The sequence below is a fragment of the Robertmurraya massiliosenegalensis JC6 genome (assembly GCF_000311725.1).
In the GTDB taxonomy this organism is placed as follows: Bacteria; Bacillota; Bacilli; order Bacillales; family Cytobacillaceae; genus Robertmurraya; species Robertmurraya massiliosenegalensis.
Genome location: NZ_HE978513.1, coordinates 192,544 through 213,332, shown reverse-complemented (window position 1 = coordinate 213,332; position 20,789 = coordinate 192,544). Strand labels below are relative to the sequence as shown.

Below are 20,789 nucleotides of genomic sequence, written 5' to 3'. Positions count from 1 at the left end.
TGGACCGAACTTCAAAGCTTTAATTCGTACGTTATAGTATGACCAACTTGGAAAATTTTATAAACGCGAATGAGAACAAGGGGAGAGACTACGTTGTAGCGCCGAAGGAGCAAGCATGAATTTGTGAATCTCTCAGGCAAAAGTACACTTGTTTGACGCAACTCTGGAGAGTGCTTCGTCAGGAAGAAGGAAGCCACCAAAGGGGAAAGCCTAGAGAGAACTTTTCATACAAGAAAAGGATTCATTAGGTAAACTTTCAGGTGCCAGGACAGAGAGCCCACTTTTATAAAAAGGGGGATCTCTGTCCTTTTTTTGTGGAATCAGTGGACCTTTCAGCTGTGCTGAATAGTGTGTGAAACAAGGTTGCACAATGAACCAAACAAAGCCTTTGTGAAAAATTCTGCTCTTTTGCGGGTTTTGATAAATATCTAGTACATGTAAGAAAGGGGATCATGTAATGTCTGAGTTAAAGCGTACTCCTTTATTTGAGGTTTACAAACAATATGGGGGCAAAACAATTGATTTCGGTGGATGGGACCTTCCTGTGCAGTTTTCAAGTATTAAAGAGGAACATGAAGCCGTTCGAACAAAAGCGGGACTATTTGATGTTTCTCATATGGGAGAAATTGAAGTTAAAGGTCCGGGCAGTCTTTCATATCTTCAGAAAATGATGACAAACGATATTTCAAAGTTGGGTGTTGGCGGTGCTCAATACACAGCAATGTGTTATGAAAATGGCGGTACGGTTGATGACCTGCTCGTCTACAAACTTGGTGAGGGTGATTATCTTTTAGTCGTTAATGCTGCAAATATCGCCAAAGATTTTGCTTGGCTTGAGAAGCATGTTGAGGGTGAAGAGGTATCGCTTAAAAATATCTCCGACAATATGGCGCAATTAGCACTACAGGGACCAGTTGCTGAGAAAGTGTTGCAAAAGCTTACAAATGAAGATTTAAGCAATATCGGTTTCTTCAAATTCCAGCTTGAGGTTGAAGTGGCTGGAAAAAAAACGCTTATTTCAAGAACCGGTTATACAGGTGAAGATGGTTTTGAAATGTACTGTGCTAGTGAAGATGCCATTCATATTTGGAATGAAATTTTGGAATCTGGAAAAGCTGAGGGCGTTTTCCCATGTGGCTTAGGAGCAAGAGATACCTTGCGTTTTGAAGCGACGCTTGCACTTTATGGTCAAGAGCTTTCACCGGAAATTTCACCATTAGAAGCTGGAATTGGATTCGCTGTTAAGCTTAATAAAGAAGTTGATTTTCTTGGCAAAGAAGCGTTAAAGGCTCAAAAAGAGTCTGGTGTACCTCGTAAATTAGTAGGCATTGAAATGATTGAAAGAGGAATTCCACGCCATGGCTATCCTGTTTATATAAATGATAGGAAAATTGGAGATGTGACAACGGGTACTCAATCTCCTACGTTAAAGAAGAATATTGGATTAGCACTTATCGAGAGCGAATTTAGTGCACTGGAAACTGAAGTGGACGTTGAAATTCGCGGCAAGAAAGTAAAAGCGAAAGTGATTCAAACCCCATTTTACAAAAGAGCTCGCTCGTAATCGATTTTCAAAAGTATCATTAAAAATTGCAAGAATATGAAAGGGGAATCCGCAATGAAGCATCGTTACTTACCGATGACTGAGGCAGACCAGAAAGAAATGCTTGATACGATTGGTGTTTCTTCTGTGCAGGAGCTGTTCAATGATATTCCAGAAAGTGTCCAGTTTAAGGGAGATTATAAGATTAAACAAGCAAAATCAGAACCTGCCTTATTGAAGGAATTGACTCGTTTAGCCAATAAAAATGCCGACTTAAAGACAAATTCGAGTTTTCTTGGAGCAGGTGTGTATGACCATTATATGCCTGTCATCGTTGATCATGTGTTATCACGCTCAGAATTTTATACCGCTTATACTCCTTATCAACCAGAGATTTCTCAAGGTGAGTTACAAGCTATCTTTGAATTCCAGACTATGATTTGCGAACTGACAGGAATGGATGTTGCGAACTCTTCTATGTATGATGGTGGAACAGCTCTTGCTGAAGCAGCAATGCTTAGTACAGGTCAAACAAGAAGAAAGAAAGTACTTGTTTCCAGTGCTGTTCATCCCGAGTCAAAAGAAGTAGTAAAGACGTATGCAAAGGGTCAATATATCGAAGTAATCGAAATTCCTCAACAGGATGGAGTTACTGATCTAGCAGCGTTGCAAGCAATGATTGATGCAGATACAGCAGCTGTTATCGTACAATATCCAAATTTCTTCGGAAGAATTGAGCCGATGGCAGAGCTAGAGGAGATTGTACACGGACAGAAAGCAATGTTCGTTGTCTCAAGTAATCCATTAGCGCTTGGAGCATTGACTCCACCTGGAAAATTTGGCGCGGATATTGTTGTTGGTGATGCTCAAGTCTTTGGAATTCCTTCAGCATTTGGTGGCCCTCATTGTGGATACTTTGCGGTGACAAGCAAGTTGATGAGAAAGGTGCCAGGTCGTTTAGTCGGACAAACCACCGATGACCAAGGTAGAAGAGGTTTTGTTCTTACCCTTCAAGCCCGTGAACAACATATTCGTCGAGATAAGGCGACTTCTAATATTTGTTCGAACCAAGCATTGAACGCCCTAGCTGCATCTGTTGCGATGACAGCACTAGGACGTAAAGGCGTGAAAGAAATGGCATTACAAAATATCCAAAAAGCGCATTATGCCAAGAATGCTTTAAAAGAAAAAGGGTTAGAGATTGTATTCGAAGGTCCTTCCTTTAATGAGTTTGTCGTGAAAGTATCGAAGCCTGTTAAAGAAATTAATCAAGCTCTCCTGCAAAAGGGAATCATTGGCGGTTATGATCTAGGTCGCGATTATCCAGATCTTCGTCATCATATGTTAGTTGCGGTTACGGAGCTAAGAACAAAAGAAGAGATTGATACATTTGCACAAGAAATGGGGGATTTCCATGCATAAAGAAGATCAAGCCCTTATATTTGAATTAAGTAAACGAGGTAGAATCGGCTATAGCCTTCCAGAAATGGATATTCCGGAAGTGGACGTGAGTGAACTTTTACCTGAAGATTATGTACGGGAAGAAGAGGCAGAATTACCTGAAGTATCTGAGCTCGATATAATGCGCCACTATACAGCATTGTCAAAGCGAAATCATGGGGTTGATTCAGGTTTCTATCCACTTGGATCTTGTACAATGAAATATAATCCAAAAATTAACGAAAATGTCGCGCGTTTTAATGGATTTGCCCACATCCATCCATTGCAGGATGAGAGTTCTGTCCAAGGAGCTCTTGAACTGATGTACGACCTTCAAGAACATCTGATTGAAATCACAGGGATGGATGAAGTAACGTTACAACCTGCAGCAGGTGCCCACGGGGAGTGGACCGGATTAATGATGATTCGCGCTTATCACGAAGCGAATGGCGATTCGTTGCGAACAAAGGTTATCGTTCCTGACTCTGCTCACGGCACAAATCCTGCATCAGCAACAGTAGCAGGATTTGAGACGATTACCGTTAAATCGAACGAACATGGTTTAGTTGATTTGGATGATTTGAGAAGCGTGGTGGGAGAAGACACAGCGGCGTTAATGCTAACAAATCCCAATACATTAGGCTTATTTGAAGAAAACATCCTCGAGATGGCTGAAATTGTCCACAGCGCTGGCGGTAAACTCTATTACGATGGGGCAAATTTAAATGCAGTTTTATCAAAAGCAAGACCTGGAGATATGGGTTTTGATGTTGTCCATCTAAATCTGCATAAAACATTTACTGGCCCTCACGGCGGTGGTGGCCCTGGATCAGGTCCTGTTGGAGTGAAGGAAGATTTAATTCCATTCTTGCCGAAGCCTGTCGTCACAAAGCAGAATGATGAATATGTACTAGATTATGACCGTCCGCATTCGATCGGTCGCGTGAAGCCTTACTATGGCAATTTCGGCATTAACGTCCGGGCTTACACGTATATTCGCACAATGGGACCAGATGGCCTTAAAGCTGTTACTGAAAATGCAGTCTTAAATGCCAACTATATGATGAGAAGATTAGCTCCGTTCTACGATCTTCCATTTGATAGACATTGTAAGCATGAATTTGTCTTAAGTGGAAAGCGTCAGAAAAAGCTTGGAGTAAGAACATTGGATATTGCCAAACGATTACTTGATTTTGGCTATCATCCACCAACCATTTACTTCCCATTAAATGTGGAAGAGTGTATTATGATTGAGCCGACTGAAACGGAGTCAAAGGAAACATTAGATTCGTTCTGTGACGCAATGATACAAATTGCGAAAGAAGCAGAGGAAAATCCAGAGATAGTTCAAGAGGCACCATATACAACAGTCGTTGGTCGACTTGATGAAACCACGGCAGCTAGAAAACCGATCTTGCGCTATCAAACACAATAACAGAGATATGAAAAAGAGCTTTGCGCATATGCAAAGCTCTTTGTTCGTTAATTTTTTGTTTTAATTTTTCCTGTCCATTTTTTGAATCCACCTTTAAGATGTGACAGATCCTTATAGCCTTTGCGATATAGGGTTTGAGCAGCACGGCTACTTCTCATCCCACTTTGACAATAAAGGTAAACAGGCTTGTCTGGACGGATTTCTTTCATTCTCATTTTCATTTGAGATAGTGGAATATTTCTTGCTCCAAGAATATGTCCATTTTCGAATTCGTTCGGTTCACGCACATCGATTAATTGTGCCTTTCGATAACCTGCACGAAATTCTTCTTCAGTAAGTGTTTTCACAATCTTTTTTTGGTATAGCCAGTTGACTAGACTATATACAAGAAATGCGACTGTTAGTATTAGTAGAAAATAAAATCCGGTCATATCCATTTCTCCTTCCACACAAATCATGTGCCAAATAATATTATATAGGGGATTTAATAGGATAGTAAAGGATATTGGACAAATTTTTAGATTCCAATTGTAAATATAAGAATGCAGTTGGTAAACAATATCTTTTTGAAAGCAAAAACCTTCCTTTCAACCCTTGATGTGGGATTAATGAAAAGTTTCACCTCATTAAGCAGTATCTCTTTCTTTTTTTTCTGTAACGGTTTGTTATGCTAGTAATCAGTGTCAACGATGTGACATGAATTTCGTATGAACAAAAGAGGGTTACCAATGAAAAAAGAAAATTGGGGTTTTATCGATTCAGGAGATTGTTCTCCCTCCTTCAATATGGCATTAGATGAAGCATTGCTTGATTGGCATAGTGAGGGCTTGATTCCTCCTGTTATCCGTTTTTACGGATGGGACCCAGCGACATTATCGATTGGATATTTTCAACGGGTGGAGAAAGAAATAAATATGGAAGCTGTGAAAAAGCACGGATTGGGTTTTGTTCGCAGACCAACAGGCGGTAGGGGAGTGTTGCATGAGCACGAACTCACTTACAGCGTCATCGTCTCTGAGGATTATCCGGACATGCCTAAAACAGTAACGGAGGCATATCGTGTCATTTCTGAAGGGATCTTACAAGGATTTCATCAATTAGGAATGGAAGCCTATTTCGCTGTTCCGAAGACTGAAGAAGACCGTGACTCTCTGAAGAACCCACGCTCCGCTGTTTGCTTTGATGCGCCAAGCTGGTATGAGCTCGTTGTAGAGGGTAGAAAGGTAGCAGGAAGCGCTCAAACGAGGCAGAAGGGAGTCATCCTTCAACATGGTTCGATTCTTCTTGATTTAGATGAAGATAAACTATTTAGTTTATTTAACTATCCGAATGATAGAGTTAAAGAAAGAATGCAGCGTGCTTTTAAAAGTAAAGCTGTTGCGATTAATGAAATTAGTGATCATAAAGTAACATTAGAAGAAGCAAAGCATGCTTTTAAAAAAGGGTTTGAAAACGGTTTGAACGTAGAGTTAACCCCTTTTGAGCTATCAAAGGAACAGTTAGACTATGTAAATGACTTAGCGAAAAATAGATATGAGAGCGATGAATGGAATTTTAAAAGATAAGCGAACGAGCTGTTCGATTTATCTTTTTTCTTTTTTTTAGCGTGCGTGTATCTTTTGTCCCAGTCGAAAAAAGTGCAAGTGGCGAAATATGTTAAAATTTATCATTTTTTGCTGAAAACATGGGACGATCTCTATTTTTCTCGTTATATTAATTGTTTTTGTGTTTGACAAAATATTATTTTTTTGCTCATTACACAATATATAGTGGTGCTATAAATATTTGGCATACTATATATTGATTTTGTTAAGATGATGTGATAATTTAATAGTAATTTGAATTACAGCTAGATTTAACTAGTGTTTTCTAATTGAATTCAATAGATAAAAAAGGATTATTTAAAGGAGTTGTGTGTATGTCTGTTGCGCTAGGACAAAAACTAAATATTGATGTGGAGCGTTTGAACAAGGATATCCGATTGTTTCCTCAGGTTCATCCAATCACCCCAGATATGAAAATCACTCATAAAGGTGTTTCAAGATTGGTCATGTTGGATCGTTACACTTTTAAAGATACAGAAAAGATCACGCTTTCAAATGGAGATTTCGTTGTCCTGACGATCAAAGAAGATCCGAAATTTCCAGCAAGAGGTCTCGGGCAAATTTTGCAAATTGATTGGGAAGAGAAAAGAGCTCAAGTCCTTGTTGATGAAGAGTATCGAGGTGTTCTAGATGATCCGGATGAAGTAAGTACCGGTGTTATCAATCGCTCACTAGATGTAATTGAAAAGCCGTTAGAGCTTTACTATGAGCAAATTGCAAAACGAAACGCAACAGGCTTAGCCTCAGTTGAAACAACGGAAGAAAAGAGACAAGAATGGTTTGAAAAATTCTATCAAGAGCTTGTCAACTTGAATTTCATCCCAGCAGGACGTGTTTTATACGGAGCAGGTGCTGACACAGATGTAACGTATTTTAACTGTTATGTCATGCCTTTTGTTCAAGACTCACGTGAAGGAATATCCGAGCATCGCAAGCAAGTGATGGAAATCATGAGCCGTGGTGGCGGTGTTGGAACAAACGGTTCAACTTTAAGACCACGTAATACTCTTGCGCGAGGTGTAAACGGAAAATCATCTGGTTCAGTTTCATGGTTGGATGATATTGCGAAGCTTACGCATTTGGTTGAACAAGGTGGATCGCGCCGCGGGGCGCAGATGATTATGTTGGCGGATTAAAAAATGACATTTTTATTGCGAAATGGTAAGATATAAACAAGAACGCTTGTTCTCTTAGTGGAGGCGGTCGTATGGATCTTACCAAAGAAATTCTTTACCAAAAATATATGATAGAGAATCAAACTGTTAGTGAAATTGCACTTGAGTTTGGAATTTCTAAAACGAAAATAAAGGGACTTCTACGGAGAAATGGATATAGAAAATCCGAGCTTAAATTAAGTAATAATCTTTATGACGACAAAGAGTGGTTATACGAGCAATATATAACTCTGAATAAGGGCTATACAGTTATTGCTAATGAATTAGGGGTAAGTTACACGACAATACTTACACGTATACTCTATTTCGGCTGGAAAGTAAAAGGACATAATGACATTGATAAAGCAAGTCCTAGACTAGGAAAGAAACATACTCAAACTGCTCTAGAAAAAATAAAGAAGTCAAGGATCAAACATAGAGTAAATGTAACTTGTTACTTCTGTTCTAGAGTGTTTGAAAGGGTCAATTCTAGTTATATGCGAAGTGAAAAGTTATTTTGTAATTATCAATGTTATAAAGAGTACCTTAAAGAAAACAGGGTTGAAACTGAAGATATTACAGACTCAGCCGAGTATAAAGAGTGGAGAAAGAAAGTCTATATGCGTGATGGATATCGATGTAAAATGCCTAAATGCCATTCGGACTCTCGAGATATTGCAGCTCATCATATTTATCCTAAAAAGAGATTTCCTGAAAAATGTTTTGACCTTCAAAATGGGATAACTCTCTGTAGAAAGTGTCATGAAAAAACTTTTGGTAAAGAAGAGCAATTTATAGATGCACTAGTCCGCGTCGTTCAGAGAATGAACGACTAGAAAATCGGGTGAATTGCAGGGAACTCCTTAGAGGAAAGCAAGCCACAACGTGACTGGAAACGGTGAGCGTGAAGGCTATAAAAATTGCTTTCATTGGACAATCTGCAGCCAAGCGTCATTGGGCAAAGGTAATGGCGAAGGTTCAACGACTAGAGAGTGAGTCCCAACAATAAACTCTCATTAGCGCCCGACCCCTAACAGATTAAGCTGAGGGTGATGATATAGTCTAGTCCGATTGCTATATGCAATGAAATATCCTGAAAAGGACGGTAAATACGTGGCATCCTGACATCATCGAATTCATTATTTCAAAAATGCAAAACCCAAGAATTCTTCGTTTCTTACTCGAAACTACAAAGGATGAAACGATTAAACGATATGCACAAGAGAAATTAAAATTCACGCCACTAACTGAACAGGAAAAAGCAATGTATCAAGGAATCTTGAACTATAGACATATTCCTGGACAAGGTGGATTCAGTGAAAACATTATGGCTGAAGCAGAAGAAAAGCTAACTACTGGTGGAAATTATTCTGTTCACAACCCAGAATTTTTAACAGGAGCCAATATTTCTGTATGTTTAACAAAGGAATTTATGGATGCTGTTGAAAACGATACAGAGTATGAGCTTCGCTTCCCAGATGTAGAGCATTACAATGGACAAGAAATGAAAACTTATAATGAAGAATGGCATAATGTTGGCGATGTGCGTGAATGGGAACGAATGGGTCATAAAGTACGTGTCTATCGCAAAATCAAAGCGAAAGAACTTTGGAACCTAATTAATATTTGTGCAACCTATTCAGCAGAGCCAGGAATCTTCTTTATTGATAATGCAAACGACATGACAAATGCGGTAAGCTATGGTCAAAAAGTTGTTGCAACAAATCCATGTGGGGAACAGCCTCTTGCACCATTTTCAGTGTGTAACTTAGCAGCTGTTAACTTAGCTGAAATGGCTGATAAAGAAACAAAAACAGTAAACTTTGAAAAGTTAAAGCGTACAGTTGAAGTTGGCGTGCGTATGCAAGATAACGTAATTAACGCAACACCTTACTTCCTAGAAGAAAACAAGAAACAAGCTCTAGGAGAGCGCCGTGTAGGTTTAGGTGTTATGGGATTACATGATTTACTAATCTACTGTGAAACTGAATACGGTTCTGAAAAAGGGAACGAACTTGTTGATAAAGTGTTCGAGACAATCGCAACAACTGCTTACCGAACTTCCGTAGAATTGGCGAAAGAAAAAGGAAGCTTCCCATTCTTAACTGCTGATACAAAGGAAGAAACAAATCGTCTTCGTAAGGCATTTACGGAAACAGGCTTCATGAAAAAAATGCCTGAAGATATTCGTGAATCTATTCTGGAACATGGTATTCGTAACTCGCACTTACTAACTGTTGCTCCGACGGGATCCACTGGAACAATGGTTGGGGTATCAACTGGACTCGAGCCTTACTTCTCCTATTCTTACTTCAGAAGTGGACGTTTAGGGAAGTTTATCGAAGTAAAAGCAGATATCGTGCAAGAATATTTAGACCGTCATCCAGAAACGGATGAGAATAATCTGCCACAGTGGTTTGTTACAGCGATGGAGCTTGCTCCTGAAGCACATGCTGATGTTCAATGTGTCATTCAACGTTGGATTGATAGCTCTATCAGTAAGACCGTTAACGCACCAAAAGGCTACAGTGTAGAACAGGTTCAAAAAGTATATGAAAGACTATACCGTGGTGGTGCAAAAGGTGGAACAGTCTATGTAGACGGTTCTCGTGATTCACAAGTATTAACATTAAAAGCAGAAGAAAATAAATTTGACGAACAGCCAGAGAAAAAAGAGACACCGAAACAACATGTTGTTCTTGTCGACACAATCAGTGATCTTCGTTCAACAGATGTAACGATTGGTTCTGAAGTGGGCAATACTTGTCCTGTGTGCCGTAAAGGGAAAGTGAAAGAAATTGGTGGATGTAACACATGTACCAACTGTAATACTCAATTAAAGTGCGGCTTATAATTCCTTACAGAGGGTGGAGAAATCCATCCTCTTTTTTCATGTCCACTGTACTATTTTTATATGCTCCTGATTATTTATGTAAAAAGCGTATTTCTAAAAAGATGTCGATAGTCGTCTCGTTCGCTTTAAAAAGCGTAGCAACTTTAACTAATCGCCCAAGACAATACGTCGAACTCCTACATGGCCTACAACGAAGAAGTGAAAAACATCTAAGGAGTGACCTTTATGTATATAGATGGAGTTTTTTCCGGTGGAGGGATTAAAGGTTTTGCCTTAATTGGTGCCTACCAGGCCATTGAAGAGAGAGGGCTACAGTTTAAACGGGTTGCTGGGACAAGTGCGGGCTCTATTGTCGCTGCTTTAATCGCAGCGAAGTACACGAGTAAAGAGGTTTATCAGCTAATAGACGAGTTAGATTTAGCAGATTTTTTAGATCAGAGAAACACATTTATCCCGACGAAGGTTGCAAAATGGTTATTGTTATATTGGAGGATGGGACTTTATAAAGGGAATAAATTAGAGGAATGGCTAGAAATGAAGTTAGCTGCACGAGGAATTCGAACGTTTGCAGATTTACCACCTCAAGCCTTGAGAGTGATTGCTTCTGATTTAACAAATGGACGCATAATGATTCTTCCTGATGACTTACATAAATACGGACTTAATCCAAACGCGTTTTCAGTAGCGAAAGCGATTCGGATGAGTTGTAGTCTCCCTTATTTTTTCGAACCAGTAAAGCTTAAGAATAACTTTTCTGCAAGTATTATTGTCGACGGTGGGGTATTAAGCAATTTTCCGATGTGGCTATTTGATAAGGAGAATGTGAAAAAGGTACGTCCTGTATTGGGGATAAAATTGAGTCATCATCTGAATGAACTGCCAAAAAACGAAATTAATAATGCCATTCATTTATTTGAAGCATTGTTTGAGACGATGAAGGATGCTCATGATTCTCGTTACATTTCCCGTAAGCATGAGAAAAACATTATTTTCATTCCAACGGAAGGAGTGTTAACGACAGATTTTAACTTAAGTCCAGAAAGGAAGAAATTACTGTTCGAACTCGGTTACAATCGCACCAATAAATTTCTCAAAAACTGGTCGTATTAAAAAACGAACCTTCTAATAGGAGGCTCGTTTTTTCTTTTTCCCTTTTCTTCCCTCAATTACGGTTAAATGAGTTGTCGATTTTGGTTTATTTGCTGCTCGTTTAATACTACTTACATTACCAGAAATGGTTTTAGAAGAAGGCTTACGTGTATCCTTTTGTTGTAATCGTTTCTTTGACCGTTTAGCAGCCTTTTTAAAAGCGTTTCGTTCACGTCTTTGTGGGCTTGCACCATAGAAGCGGCGAACTAAAAAGAAAATACCGAATCCAATGATTAGAAAAACAAAAATACTTGTCAAAAATGATGTAGGACTAGCAATAAAACGACTAACGATCCCAATGATTGCAAGTACAATTAGACCTGCTACAAAATAAAAAGAAGCCCGATTTTTCAAGAAAGCCACCTCCCTACAAGCATAATTAGCATAAATTTCTAATTTTAAACCATTCAACATAAATTTCTATGAATAATTTTGTGAACGTCAAAACATTGGACGTATTCAAGTTAACCATCACGCTCAAAAAGAAAACGATTTTAAGGTTTATCCATATTCTATGCACTCCACAAAAAGTTGGCGCGCTATTTTGAAAATTGTGAAATAAATAGATGTTATTAATACTTATTATAATTTATTCTACTAGAAAATCAATAAAACCTCCAGAATCAAATACTTTTTCTTAATAAATGATTAAAAAAGAATTCAATGTAAAGGAAAGCCTTTGCTAGGACATAATAAAAATGGAGGTGGATGGAATGAAAGGTAGTCCGAAATTAGAACAAAACAAAAAAGAAGAACCAATGTCAATGATGTCAATGGTCGTCTTAACAGGTTTGGTAGGGGGAATTTTATGGAGTAGCATTGGATACTTACTATATGTATTTCATTTCACCAATGTCCATCCAAATGTCATTCTAGAACCGTGGGCTTTAGGAGAATGGAAAAAACAATGGTTAGGAACGGTGATTTCCATTGTCTTTATCGGTATTATCTCGATAGGAGTAGCATTAATTTATTACGCAGTCTTAAAAAAAGCGACCAGTATTTTTGTTGGAATCGGTTATGGCATAGCACTGTTTCTACTCGTTTTCTTCGTGTTAAATCCAATTTTTCCAGGAATTGAGCCAATTGGAGAGCTTAACAGAAATACGATCATTACATCTGTCTGCGTCTATGTCCTTTACGGTATATTTATAGGTTATTCCATATCGTATGAATTTGATGAACTTCAATTACGTAAAAGACAGGAAGCTGAAGAAGTCCCGTCCTAAAGAGGACATCTTCAGCACGTTCTGCCAAGACTCTCTCTTTTAAAAAAGCGGTTAGCATGTTACTGGAAAAAACAATATGATAGAATATGGTTGTTAAGTATTTTTTCACTATTCTTACATAGTGGGAAGTAAAAGGGGAGAGTGCAAAGTGGATAAATTACAAAAAGTAAGAGCAAGTTTTGAAAAGCTTGGCATTGATGGCTTACTCATAACAAGCGCCTACAATCGACGTTATACTTCTAATTTTACAGGTACAAGCGGTGTCGTGTTAATTAGTAAAAGTGAGGCAAAGTTTATTACTGACTTTCGCTATGTAGAGCAAGCTGCAAAACAATGTAAAGGATTCGATATTGTTAAGCATACTGGTCCGATTCCGGAAGAGGTTGCACAACAAGTGAAAACTCTTGGCATTAAGCGACTTGGCTTTGAGCAAGAACATCTTACATATGCAAGCTTTAAAAACTATGAAGAAGTTGTAGGTGCGGAACTTGTCCCCGTATCAGGTGCAATTGAAAAAATTCGCTTGATTAAGACTGAAGCAGAGATTAAGATATTAAAGGAAGCAGCAGAAATAGCTGATGCTGCATATAAACATATATTAGAATTCATTCGAGCAGGCATATCGGAGTTAGATGTTTCGAATGAATTAGAGTTCTTTATGAGAAAAGCGGGTGCCACCTCTTCTTCCTTTGACATTATCGTGGCTTCAGGGCAACGTTCAGCACTTCCGCATGGAGTGGCATCAGATAAAATCATAGAAAAGGGCGATTTCGTTACCTTAGATTTTGGAGCATATTATAAAGGCTATGTTTCTGATATTACAAGAACTTTAGCTGTAGGTGAACCGGATGCAAAACTGAAGGAAATTTACCAAGTCGTGTTCGATGCCCAGCAAATGGGAATGGATGGAATTAAACCAGGAATGACCGGAAAAGAAGCTGATGCCTTAACGAGAGATTATATTTCTTCCAAAGGCTACGGAGCATATTTTGGACATTCAACAGGACATGGTATTGGTCTTGAGGTTCATGAAGGACCTGCTCTTTCCTTCAAATCTGATCTCAAATTGGAACCAGGAATGGTTGTAACCGTTGAGCCAGGAATATACATACCGGGACTTGGCGGAGTTCGCATTGAAGATGATACAGTGATCACTGAAAAGGGAAATGAGTCATTGACTCATTCAACAAAAGAACTCATTATATTATAGAATTATGTAGTCAGTTTTTATGATGTTTTGGAAAATGAATCCGTGCTTCCAATTTATATTTTATTACATTACCTTTGGGAGGATTTTTAGATGATTTCTGTTAACGATTTCCGTACAGGCTTAACGATTGAAGTAGATGGAGGCCTATGGCGTGTCATGGACTTCCAACACGTAAAGCCAGGAAAAGGAGCTGCATTCGTACGCTCTAAGCTACGTAATTTACGTACTGGTGCGGTACAAGAAAAAACATTCCGCGCTGGTGAAAAAGTAGCAAAAGCACAAATTGATAACCGCAAAATGCAGTATTTATATGCAAATGGTGATCAGCATGTATTTATGGATAATGAATCGTATGATCAAATTGAATTACCAGCAACAGCGATTGAATATGAATTGAAATTTTTGAAGGAAAATATGGAAGTTCATATCATGATGTTCCATGGAGAGACACTTGGAATTGAGCTGCCAAATACGGTTGTATTAGAAGTAACGGAAACAGAGCCTGGAATTAAGGGCGATACAGCTTCAGGTGGGACGAAACCAGCTACACTTGAAACAGGGTTAATCGTTCAAGTGCCATTCTTTGTCAATGAAGGCGACCGCTTAATCATTAATACTTCTGAAGGGTCTTATGTTTCACGTGCATAATATAAACTTCAAAAAACCCTAGTGGAATTGTCCACTGGGGGTTTTTGTTTTTTTTTGCATAGATTGTGGTTTTTTGCATTCTTAAATTTGTACGTATTTTGATTGAATTCAGGCAACTTTTCGTTATGAAACGGAAGTAAATATCGCACTTACGACCGCTCTGATATCTTGTGTGCCAGGTTCGATTTCTGTGGATGCTGCTTTGACCATCTGCACTTCATACAAGGGAGCCGGTGTTCTTACTGCTGTTTTTTCTTCTGTGATTTTTTTGGGTGTCGGAACGATATTTATATTCAACGTATTGGCGATCGTTTTGGCCTTTTCGATGGCATCCTCAACTGCCTTTCTTAATGCAATTTGGTACACTTCCGAAGGATTCGAGATTTGAAACGAAATATTTGAGACTCGATTTGCTCCATACTCCACAGCTGTATCCACGACAAGTCCGACATTTCCAATATCACTTATGATGATCTGTAGCAAATGCTCGACTCGATACCCTCTAAAAACTTGCTTTCCATCGACATAATCATACATCGGAAAAATCGTAAAATGGTCTGTTTGAATATGTTCTGCCGATATTCCGATCTCGTGTAAGGCATTGATAATCGCTGAGATTTTTTCAGCATTCTCTGATTGAGCCTTCCTTAGTTGTTTATCTTCGATTTCAACTCCTAATTTTATACTTGCTCTATCTGGTTGAAGCGTAACACTCCCTTCCCCAATGACCGTGATTTCATTTTCGTGCACCTTTCTTTGTGACCCTGGGTAATATCGTTGTTGGTAATACATCTTCTCCCTCCACCCCACTTTAGTCTCTCTTTTTATTAATGTTACATCTTATGTTCCATTCGTAAAAATATTTTCTCTTAAAAAAGTGATTATTTCGAACATAGTCATAAAGTGTCCAAGCAGGCATACATTTTTAATAGGTTTATCTTACAAAAAGGCTCTTTTTATACGAAAATGGATTTTCATCTATTGCGGTGTCAGAAAAGACATGGGGTTTCGCATATATATGCAAAAACAGCGTACAAGCCAAAATCAATTAGGAGGAATTCCTTTGGAACAAGTCTTAAAAATGCTCCCAGTTAATATTGCCCAACAAATCGAACTCCTTCCTCCTTATCAAGTAAGCGAAATGGAAGAGATTAGAATTCGTATTAACAGACCAATTGAAATTGCGGTGAAAGGAAGTCCACATTTTCTACCTTACGTTGTCAAGGCAGAAGACGCGATTCATCTTTTAAATAAAATTAGCCATTTTTCCATTTATACGATGGAAGAAGAATTAAAAAGAGGCTATGTGACAATAGCTGGTGGACATCGAATTGGCTTAGCTGGGAAGGTCATCTTAGAGCAGGATTCAGTAAAAGCCATTCGAGACATTTCTTCTTTTAATATCCGCATTGCGAGAGAAAAAATTGGGATAGCGGATGGACTAGCCTCATATATATATGACAATGGCTGGCAACATACGATGATCATCGGACCACCGCAAACGGGAAAGACGACACTTCTCCGTGATTTTGCTCGCATTATTTCTGGTGGAAATCGTACGTATCCTCCTTTAAAAGTAGGTGTAGTCGATGAACGTTCTGAAATTACAGGGAGTGTAAAGGGAATTCCACAATTAAGCTTTGGACCGCGTATTGATGTATTAGATGCCTGTCCAAAGGCTGAAGGGATGATGATGATGATCCGTTCGATGAGCCCAGACGTCCTGATTGTCGATGAAATTGGCAGAAAAGAGGATTGTGAAGCAATCATAGAGGCGATTCACGCAGGGATTAAGCTTTTCACAACAACTCACGGGGCCTCGCTTGAAGAAGTGAAAAATCGTCCGACGCTGAAGCCGCTAATTGAAATGGGGATCTTTCAGCGATTTATTGAATTAAGTCGTCTTAAAGGACCTGGAACAATTTCTTCCATCAAGAATGGAAACGGTTCAGACATTGTTGAAAAAGTGAGAGTGACCTAAATGATGAAATTGATAGGAGCCATCGTCATTATCGTTGCAACAACTTGGACGGGCTTTGAAGCATCACGTCATTTAAATGAAAGACCAAAGCAGCTTCGGTTGCTTAAATCTGCCCTGCAATCATTAGAAGCAGAAATTATGTATGGACATACTCCACTACATGAGGCATCAAGAAGAATTGCTGCCCAGCTAAATAAACCATTATCCTTTTTTTTTGAAACATTTGCTAAAAAACTTACCAATACCGAAACAACCGTTAGAGATGCATGGGAAGAAAGCTTAAAAGAGATTTGGAAGCTGACCGCCCTTAAACAAGGGGAATTTGAAATTATGAAGCAATTTGGTGAAACATTAGGCAGGCATGACCGGGCTTCCCAACAAAAGCAAATACAGCTCACATTAACTCACTTAGAAAGAGAAGAGCTAGATGCCTATGATAGACAAGCAAAATACGAAAAAATGGTCAAAAGTCTCGGCTTTTTATCCGGTTTATTACTTGTAATCTTATTAATCTAAACATGTTTCAAAGCGCAGAGTGATGTACCATTAGAGCATTTAAAATATTTGCGTATTGTCGTTCTCATAATGTGACATCCATTGTGAAACGATTTACCTGAGCATTTAGGGAGGAAAACACATGGGTTTAGAGGTCGATATCATCTTTAAAATAGCTGGAGTAGGAATCGTTGTCGCTTTCCTGCACACCATTCTTGATCAAGTCGGAAAAAAGGAATATGCCCAGTGGGTCACTCTGTTCGGATTTATTTACATTTTATTTATGGTGGCATCGATCGTAGATGATTTATTTCAAAAAATTAAATCGGTGTTCCTCTTTCAAGGGTAAAGGGAGGGCTCAAAGATTGAAATTATCCAAATTGTAGGAATCGCACTTGTATCCACTTTTTTAGCACTAATCGTCAAGGAACAGAAGCCCAATTTTGCATTTTTACTCATCGTTTTTGTGGGATGCTCGATCTTTTTGTTTTTAATCGATCAAATTTACGCTGTTATTCATATGCTTGAAGTCATTGCTGTCAATGCAAAAGTAAATATCGTCTATGTGGAAACCATCTTGAAAATCATCGGCATTGCCTACATCGCTGAATTCGCAGCTCAAATTACAAAGGATGCTGGACAAGGAGCTATTGCTTCGAAAATTGAACTCGCAGGAAAGATATTAATCCTTGCTATGGCTATTCCGATCTTGTCCGTTTTAATTGAAACCATTATTAAATTGATCCCAAGCTAAAAAACTTACTTACTCCTATACGTAGCGCAAGTCTCACTAATGCTTTTGAATGAGAAGGTGAAAATAATGAAGCATTGTTCATGGCTTTTTTCGATGATGATAGGTAGCATCCTTTTTTTATTTTTATTTAGTGGACAAGCTCACGCAGAGGAAGAAGAACGTGAGGTATTGGATCCACAAGCACTCGTTGATGCACAACTAGAAGCTTTAAATTTAGATGAATTGAAGAAATATTGGGAAGATATATTGAATGAATATGGCGGGTTTCTTCCTGAAAGTCAAAAGGGAAGTTTATACGATTTTCTAAAAGGAGAGAAAAAATTCTCGCTCAAAGAATGGTTTTCAGGCTTTGTGAAATATATGTTTCATGAATTTCTCGTTAACGGAAAGTTGCTCGGAACATTGATCATGCTGACGATTTTTTCGATGTTTTTACAATCTCTTCAAAATGCATTTGAACAAAGTACGATCAGTAAAGTCGCCTATTCCATCGTCTTCATGGTGTTAGTAATTATTGCCTTAAATAGCTTCCATGTTGCCATTGAATATACGACAAACGCCATTCAGTCGATGACATCTTTCATACTTGCACTAATTCCCCTTCTTCTCGCTCTTATTGCAAGTTCAGGGGGAGTCATCTCAGCCGCTTTTTTTCATCCAGTGATATTATTTCTTATGAATATTAGTGGTACCTTTATACAGTTTATCGTCTTACCTTTTCTCTTCTTATCCGCATTGCTCAATATTGTCAGTACGTTGACGGATCATTATAAGGTAACCCAGCTTGGAAACTTACTTCGAAATTGGAGTATCGGCCTACTCGGACTCTTTTTAACGGTATTTCTAGGAGTGATTTCCGTTCAAGGAGCATCTACGGCGATTACTGATGGAGTCACCATTCGAACCGCAAAGTTTATCACAGGGAACTTCATTCCTGTGATTGGCAGAATGTTTACCGATGCAACAGATACGGTAATTAGTGCCTCTGTGCTATTAAAAAATACAGTCGGTATTGCTGGCGTCGCTATTCTTTTATTAATTGTTGCGTTCCCAGCTATTAAAATATTAATGATTTCCTTCATCTATAAATTTGCAGCAGCGATTCTGCAACCACTTGGGGGAGGCCCCGTAATTAAGTGTTTAGACATTATTAGCAAAAGCATTATCTATGTTTTTGCAGCGTTGGCAATTGTGTCGTTAATGTTTTTCCTTAGTTTAACGGTGATTATTGCAGCAGGAAACTTGACGATGATGGTCCGGTAACATTTTTGGCAAAAAAAGTGGCTTAGGGGGTTCACTTTCTTATGGCTTTCATTACTGAATGGATTACGAATATTATTCTATTTGTGCTCATCGCAACAGTAATAGATCTTTTGCTCCCTAATACAAGCTTGCAAAAATATACGAAGATGGTGGCAGGTCTACTACTAATTACAATTATCATGTCGCCTTTATTTAAGCTTCTGTCTTCTGATTTTGATGCAGCATTGGCTTCTATCCCTTCAATTCAGTCCAACGATGAAGAAAAAAATATGGAAAATTTAATAGAATTGCAGAAAAAAGAAATACAAGCCTCTCACCATGCATATATTTTAGAAGAAACGGCTGTCCAACTGCAATCGGACGTAGAGGAGGAGTTGATGGAACAGTACGGATTAGAGATTACGAATATCGAAATGGCTGTAGATGAAGATAGTCAAAGTGATTCTTTCGAACAAATTCAGTCTATTGTTGTTCAGCTCAAAAGAGCAAATACCGAGACAGACGCAGTTGAAGTCGTGAAAAAAGTAGAGATCAATGCAAGTGAACCTCTTCCAGCAAAGGAACCAACAAAAGCTAGTCAAGCGATTGCATCTCTTCTTTCTCAAAAATGGGATGTTGAAAAAGAACAAATAGAAATCGTCGTAGAAGGGGGGAGCGATTAACAATGGAGCAAGAAAAAGGGCCATTGTCTTGGCTGAAAAAATTGTTCTCAAAGGAAGGAAAGCTAGATAAAAAATATCAATATCTCATCATCATATTGCTATTTGGAGCTGCTATTATGGTGGTCAGCAATTCATTGATAGATGATGAAAATTCTAGCATTCCAGTGATAAGCAACCAAGATGGAGAAAAAGAAGAAGTAGAAACCATCGGAACCGCTAAAGCTGCTGGGAGTAACGAAATTAGTGATTATGAGGCTAGCTATGAAGAACAATTAAAGGAAGCTTTAGAGGGCATCGCAGGTGTTAGTGATGTGATGGTTGTGGTCAATGTCGACGCAACTGAAAAAAGCGTATATGAGAAAAACACGGTTACCCGTTCGCAAACGACCGAAGAAACGGATCGGGAGGGTGGAAAAAGGACGGTAGAGGATCAGTCAAAAGACAGTCAGCTAGTCATTATCCGTGAAGGGGAAAAAGAGGTTCCGATTGAACTAGAAAAAAAGAAGCCTGAAATTCGAGGGGTACTTGTCGTGGCTAAGGGAGCTGACAATATTCAAATTAAAAAGTGGATCGTCGAATCGGTAACAAAATTGCTTGATGTTCCAAGCCATCGTGTATCCGTTATGCCGAGGAAATAAAAAATGAAGAACATCGATCCTAAAAAATCATCAGGATCCGATTTTATATATGGAGAACAACTAAATGTTAAATTATCGAAGGGGGATTTATAAATGTTATTAAAAAAGCAAACAGTTTGGCTATTAACAATGTTAAGTTTAGTGGTTGTACTTTCGGTATATTATATGACTTCACCAGAGCAAAGACAGCAAGAATTAGCAGGAACAGAAGAACAAGAGGAAGCGGTAACGGAAGGGCAAAATGAAACAAGCGAAGCAGAAGCAGGAGAAGAAGCCGAAGCAGGAGAAGAAGCCGAAGCCGAAGGTGACATTGTCTCCAGTGTCGCTAGCGATGAAGTATTTGACGCATTGCGTTTACAACTAGCTGAAGAGAGAAGCAAAATCAAAGAAGAATTAACAGACATTATGGCTTCAACGGATCTACCGGCAGAACAACGTGGAGATGCAATTGAAAAGAGTCAAGAACTTGACCAAGTGGCCCAAAAAGAAGCGGTATTAGAAACGTTAATCATTGCAATGGGATACGATGACGCCCTCGTTCGTGCTGATGGTGAACAAGTACGTATTACTGTGAAATCGAATGAGCCATCTCCAACTGCGGCAAATGAAATTATCCAAGTAGTGAAAACGGAGCTAGGCCAAATGCAAGCAGTAGCAGTAGAATTCCAGCCGAATGAGTAAAAAGGCGATATGGTTGGGTTTTTGAGTTTAAGCTTCTGTACTAATAAGT

20 protein-coding genes, 2 pseudogenes and 1 riboswitch are annotated in these 20,789 nt (G+C 38.7%); of the genes and pseudogenes, 19 read left to right on the top strand and 3 right to left on the bottom strand.

Annotated features, from left to right (window positions below; all coding sequences use genetic code 11):
• Positions 1 to 69 precede the first annotated feature (69 nt).
• Positions 70 to 158, top strand: a riboswitch (glycine riboswitch).
• Between the two features lie 299 nt (positions 159 to 457).
• Genes gcvT through gcvPB form a run of 3 tightly spaced genes read left to right on the top strand, consistent with a single transcriptional unit; the run spans position 458 to position 4,418 of the window.
• Positions 458 to 1,564: a glycine cleavage system aminomethyltransferase GcvT gene (gcvT, locus tag BMSHG_RS10890; protein WP_019154481.1), complete on the top strand. Its 1,107-nt coding sequence runs from the start codon at positions 458 to 460 to the stop codon at positions 1,562 to 1,564.
• A gap of 54 nt (positions 1,565 to 1,618) precedes the next feature.
• Positions 1,619 to 2,965, top strand: a complete 1,347-nt coding sequence (gene gcvPA / locus BMSHG_RS10885; protein ID WP_019154480.1) for an aminomethyl-transferring glycine dehydrogenase subunit GcvPA — start codon at positions 1,619 to 1,621, stop codon at positions 2,963 to 2,965.
• Positions 2,958 to 4,418 (top strand): aminomethyl-transferring glycine dehydrogenase subunit GcvPB, encoded by a 1,461-nt coding sequence (gene gcvPB, locus BMSHG_RS10880; RefSeq protein ID WP_019154479.1) that lies wholly within the window; start codon positions 2,958 to 2,960, stop codon positions 4,416 to 4,418. The genes gcvPA and gcvPB overlap by 8 nt, the downstream gene beginning before the upstream one ends.
• Positions 4,419 to 4,465: 47 nt before the next feature.
• Here the strand turns inward: gcvPB and BMSHG_RS10875 are convergent, their stop codons facing one another.
• Positions 4,466 to 4,849 (bottom strand): rhodanese-like domain-containing protein, encoded by a 384-nt coding sequence (locus BMSHG_RS10875; RefSeq protein WP_019154478.1) that lies wholly within the window; start codon positions 4,847 to 4,849, stop codon positions 4,466 to 4,468.
• A gap of 297 nt (positions 4,850 to 5,146) precedes the next feature.
• Here BMSHG_RS10875 and BMSHG_RS10870 point away from each other — a divergent pair, with 297 nt between their 5' ends.
• From BMSHG_RS10870 to BMSHG_RS10845, 5 genes and pseudogenes are all read left to right on the top strand, one after another.
• Complete coding sequence (locus BMSHG_RS10870) at positions 5,147 to 5,983, top strand: lipoate--protein ligase family protein (protein WP_019154477.1); 837 nt, start codon at positions 5,147 to 5,149, stop codon at positions 5,981 to 5,983.
• A gap of 353 nt (positions 5,984 to 6,336) precedes the next feature.
• Positions 6,337 to 7,155: pseudogene (locus BMSHG_RS10865) on the top strand (ribonucleotide reductase N-terminal alpha domain-containing protein); the annotation flags it as partial.
• A gap of 74 nt (positions 7,156 to 7,229) precedes the next feature.
• Entirely contained in the window at positions 7,230 to 8,012 is a 783-nt protein-coding gene (locus BMSHG_RS26100; protein ID WP_034658765.1) for an HNH endonuclease, read from the top strand.
• A gap of 278 nt (positions 8,013 to 8,290) precedes the next feature.
• Positions 8,291 to 10,030: pseudogene (locus tag BMSHG_RS26095) on the top strand (vitamin B12-dependent ribonucleotide reductase); the annotation flags it as partial.
• A gap of 225 nt (positions 10,031 to 10,255) precedes the next feature.
• Positions 10,256 to 11,140: a patatin-like phospholipase family protein gene (locus tag BMSHG_RS10845; RefSeq protein WP_019154476.1), complete on the top strand. Its 885-nt coding sequence runs from the start codon at positions 10,256 to 10,258 to the stop codon at positions 11,138 to 11,140.
• 12 nt (positions 11,141 to 11,152) lie between these two features.
• Here BMSHG_RS10845 and BMSHG_RS10840 read toward each other — a convergent pair whose 3' ends face one another.
• Positions 11,153 to 11,542: an SA1362 family protein gene (locus tag BMSHG_RS10840; protein ID WP_235776364.1), complete on the bottom strand. Its 390-nt coding sequence runs from the start codon at positions 11,540 to 11,542 to the stop codon at positions 11,153 to 11,155.
• Between the two features lie 350 nt (positions 11,543 to 11,892).
• On the opposite strand from BMSHG_RS10840, the gene BMSHG_RS10835 reads away from it, so the two are divergent.
• The 3 genes from BMSHG_RS10835 to efp all read left to right on the top strand — a co-directional run bounded on the left by BMSHG_RS10835 (position 11,893) and on the right by efp (position 14,266).
• Positions 11,893 to 12,408: a YqhR family membrane protein gene (locus BMSHG_RS10835; protein WP_019154474.1), complete on the top strand. Its 516-nt coding sequence runs from the start codon at positions 11,893 to 11,895 to the stop codon at positions 12,406 to 12,408.
• A 148-nt stretch (positions 12,409 to 12,556) separates the two neighbouring features.
• On the top strand, positions 12,557 to 13,618 hold the full coding sequence (locus BMSHG_RS10830) for a M24 family metallopeptidase (protein WP_019154473.1): 1,062 nt from the start codon (positions 12,557 to 12,559) through the stop codon (positions 13,616 to 13,618).
• 90 nt (positions 13,619 to 13,708) lie between these two features.
• Complete coding sequence (gene efp, locus BMSHG_RS10825; RefSeq protein ID WP_019154472.1) at positions 13,709 to 14,266, top strand: elongation factor P; 558 nt, start codon at positions 13,709 to 13,711, stop codon at positions 14,264 to 14,266.
• Positions 14,267 to 14,389: 123 nt separating this feature from the next.
• On the opposite strand, the gene BMSHG_RS10820 is transcribed toward efp, so the two are convergent.
• Entirely contained in the window at positions 14,390 to 15,058 is a 669-nt protein-coding gene (locus BMSHG_RS10820; RefSeq protein WP_019154471.1) for an SIMPL domain-containing protein, read from the bottom strand.
• 271 nt (positions 15,059 to 15,329) lie between these two features.
• On the opposite strand from BMSHG_RS10820, the gene spoIIIAA reads away from it, so the two are divergent.
• The 8 genes from spoIIIAA (at position 15,330) to BMSHG_RS10780 (ending at position 20,740) form a co-directional block, all read left to right on the top strand.
• Positions 15,330 to 16,247, top strand: a complete 918-nt coding sequence (spoIIIAA, locus tag BMSHG_RS10815) for a stage III sporulation protein AA (protein ID WP_026073414.1) — start codon at positions 15,330 to 15,332, stop codon at positions 16,245 to 16,247.
• Positions 16,248 to 16,763, top strand: a complete 516-nt coding sequence (spoIIIAB, locus tag BMSHG_RS10810; protein WP_019154469.1) for a stage III sporulation protein SpoIIIAB — start codon at positions 16,248 to 16,250, stop codon at positions 16,761 to 16,763.
• Positions 16,764 to 16,884: 121 nt separating this feature from the next.
• Positions 16,885 to 17,091: a stage III sporulation protein AC gene (gene spoIIIAC, locus BMSHG_RS10805; protein ID WP_009794945.1), complete on the top strand. Its 207-nt coding sequence runs from the start codon at positions 16,885 to 16,887 to the stop codon at positions 17,089 to 17,091.
• A gap of 15 nt (positions 17,092 to 17,106) precedes the next feature.
• Positions 17,107 to 17,496, top strand: coding sequence for a stage III sporulation protein AD (gene spoIIIAD / locus BMSHG_RS10800; RefSeq protein ID WP_235776373.1), 390 nt, complete (start codon positions 17,107 to 17,109; stop codon positions 17,494 to 17,496).
• A 66-nt stretch (positions 17,497 to 17,562) separates the two neighbouring features.
• A complete protein-coding gene (spoIIIAE, locus tag BMSHG_RS10795) occupies positions 17,563 to 18,759 on the top strand; it encodes a stage III sporulation protein AE (protein ID WP_019154467.1) in 1,197 nt (398 codons plus the stop codon).
• A 41-nt stretch (positions 18,760 to 18,800) separates the two neighbouring features.
• Complete coding sequence (gene spoIIIAF, locus BMSHG_RS10790; RefSeq protein WP_019154466.1) at positions 18,801 to 19,421, top strand: stage III sporulation protein AF; 621 nt, start codon at positions 18,801 to 18,803, stop codon at positions 19,419 to 19,421.
• Positions 19,422 to 19,423: 2 nt separating this feature from the next.
• Positions 19,424 to 20,059: a stage III sporulation protein AG gene (gene spoIIIAG / locus BMSHG_RS10785; protein ID WP_019154465.1), complete on the top strand. Its 636-nt coding sequence runs from the start codon at positions 19,424 to 19,426 to the stop codon at positions 20,057 to 20,059.
• Positions 20,060 to 20,152: 93 nt separating this feature from the next.
• Positions 20,153 to 20,740 carry a SpoIIIAH-like family protein gene (locus BMSHG_RS10780; RefSeq protein WP_019154464.1) on the top strand — a complete coding sequence of 196 codons (588 nt, stop codon included), beginning with the start codon at positions 20,153 to 20,155 and terminating at the stop codon, positions 20,738 to 20,740.
• Positions 20,741 to 20,789 lie beyond the last annotated feature (49 nt).

Coding starts and splice junctions, on each gene's coding strand:
- gcvPA (WP_019154480.1), top strand. CDS start 1,619: ATGAAGCATCGTTACTTACCGATGACTGAGGCAGACCAGAAAGAAATG.
- spoIIIAC (WP_009794945.1), top strand. CDS start 16,885: ATGGGTTTAGAGGTCGATATCATCTTTAAAATAGCTGGAGTAGGAATC.
- BMSHG_RS10875 (WP_019154478.1), bottom strand. CDS start 4,849: ATGACCGGATTTTATTTTCTACTAATACTAACAGTCGCATTTCTTGTA.
- efp (WP_019154472.1), top strand. CDS start 13,709: ATGATTTCTGTTAACGATTTCCGTACAGGCTTAACGATTGAAGTAGAT.
- spoIIIAB (WP_019154469.1), top strand. CDS start 16,248: ATGATGAAATTGATAGGAGCCATCGTCATTATCGTTGCAACAACTTGG.
- spoIIIAG (WP_019154465.1), top strand. CDS start 19,424: ATGGAGCAAGAAAAAGGGCCATTGTCTTGGCTGAAAAAATTGTTCTCA.
- BMSHG_RS10870 (WP_019154477.1), top strand. CDS start 5,147: ATGAAAAAAGAAAATTGGGGTTTTATCGATTCAGGAGATTGTTCTCCC.
- BMSHG_RS10835 (WP_019154474.1), top strand. CDS start 11,893: ATGAAAGGTAGTCCGAAATTAGAACAAAACAAAAAAGAAGAACCAATG.
- gcvT (WP_019154481.1), top strand. CDS start 458: ATGTCTGAGTTAAAGCGTACTCCTTTATTTGAGGTTTACAAACAATAT.
- BMSHG_RS10820 (WP_019154471.1), bottom strand. CDS start 15,058: ATGTATTACCAACAACGATATTACCCAGGGTCACAAAGAAAGGTGCAC.
- spoIIIAF (WP_019154466.1), top strand. CDS start 18,801: ATGGCTTTCATTACTGAATGGATTACGAATATTATTCTATTTGTGCTC.
- BMSHG_RS26100 (WP_034658765.1), top strand. CDS start 7,230: ATGGATCTTACCAAAGAAATTCTTTACCAAAAATATATGATAGAGAAT.
- spoIIIAE (WP_019154467.1), top strand. CDS start 17,563: ATGAAGCATTGTTCATGGCTTTTTTCGATGATGATAGGTAGCATCCTT.
- BMSHG_RS10780 (WP_019154464.1), top strand. CDS start 20,153: ATGTTATTAAAAAAGCAAACAGTTTGGCTATTAACAATGTTAAGTTTA.
- gcvPB (WP_019154479.1), top strand. CDS start 2,958: ATGCATAAAGAAGATCAAGCCCTTATATTTGAATTAAGTAAACGAGGT.
- BMSHG_RS10845 (WP_019154476.1), top strand. CDS start 10,256: ATGTATATAGATGGAGTTTTTTCCGGTGGAGGGATTAAAGGTTTTGCC.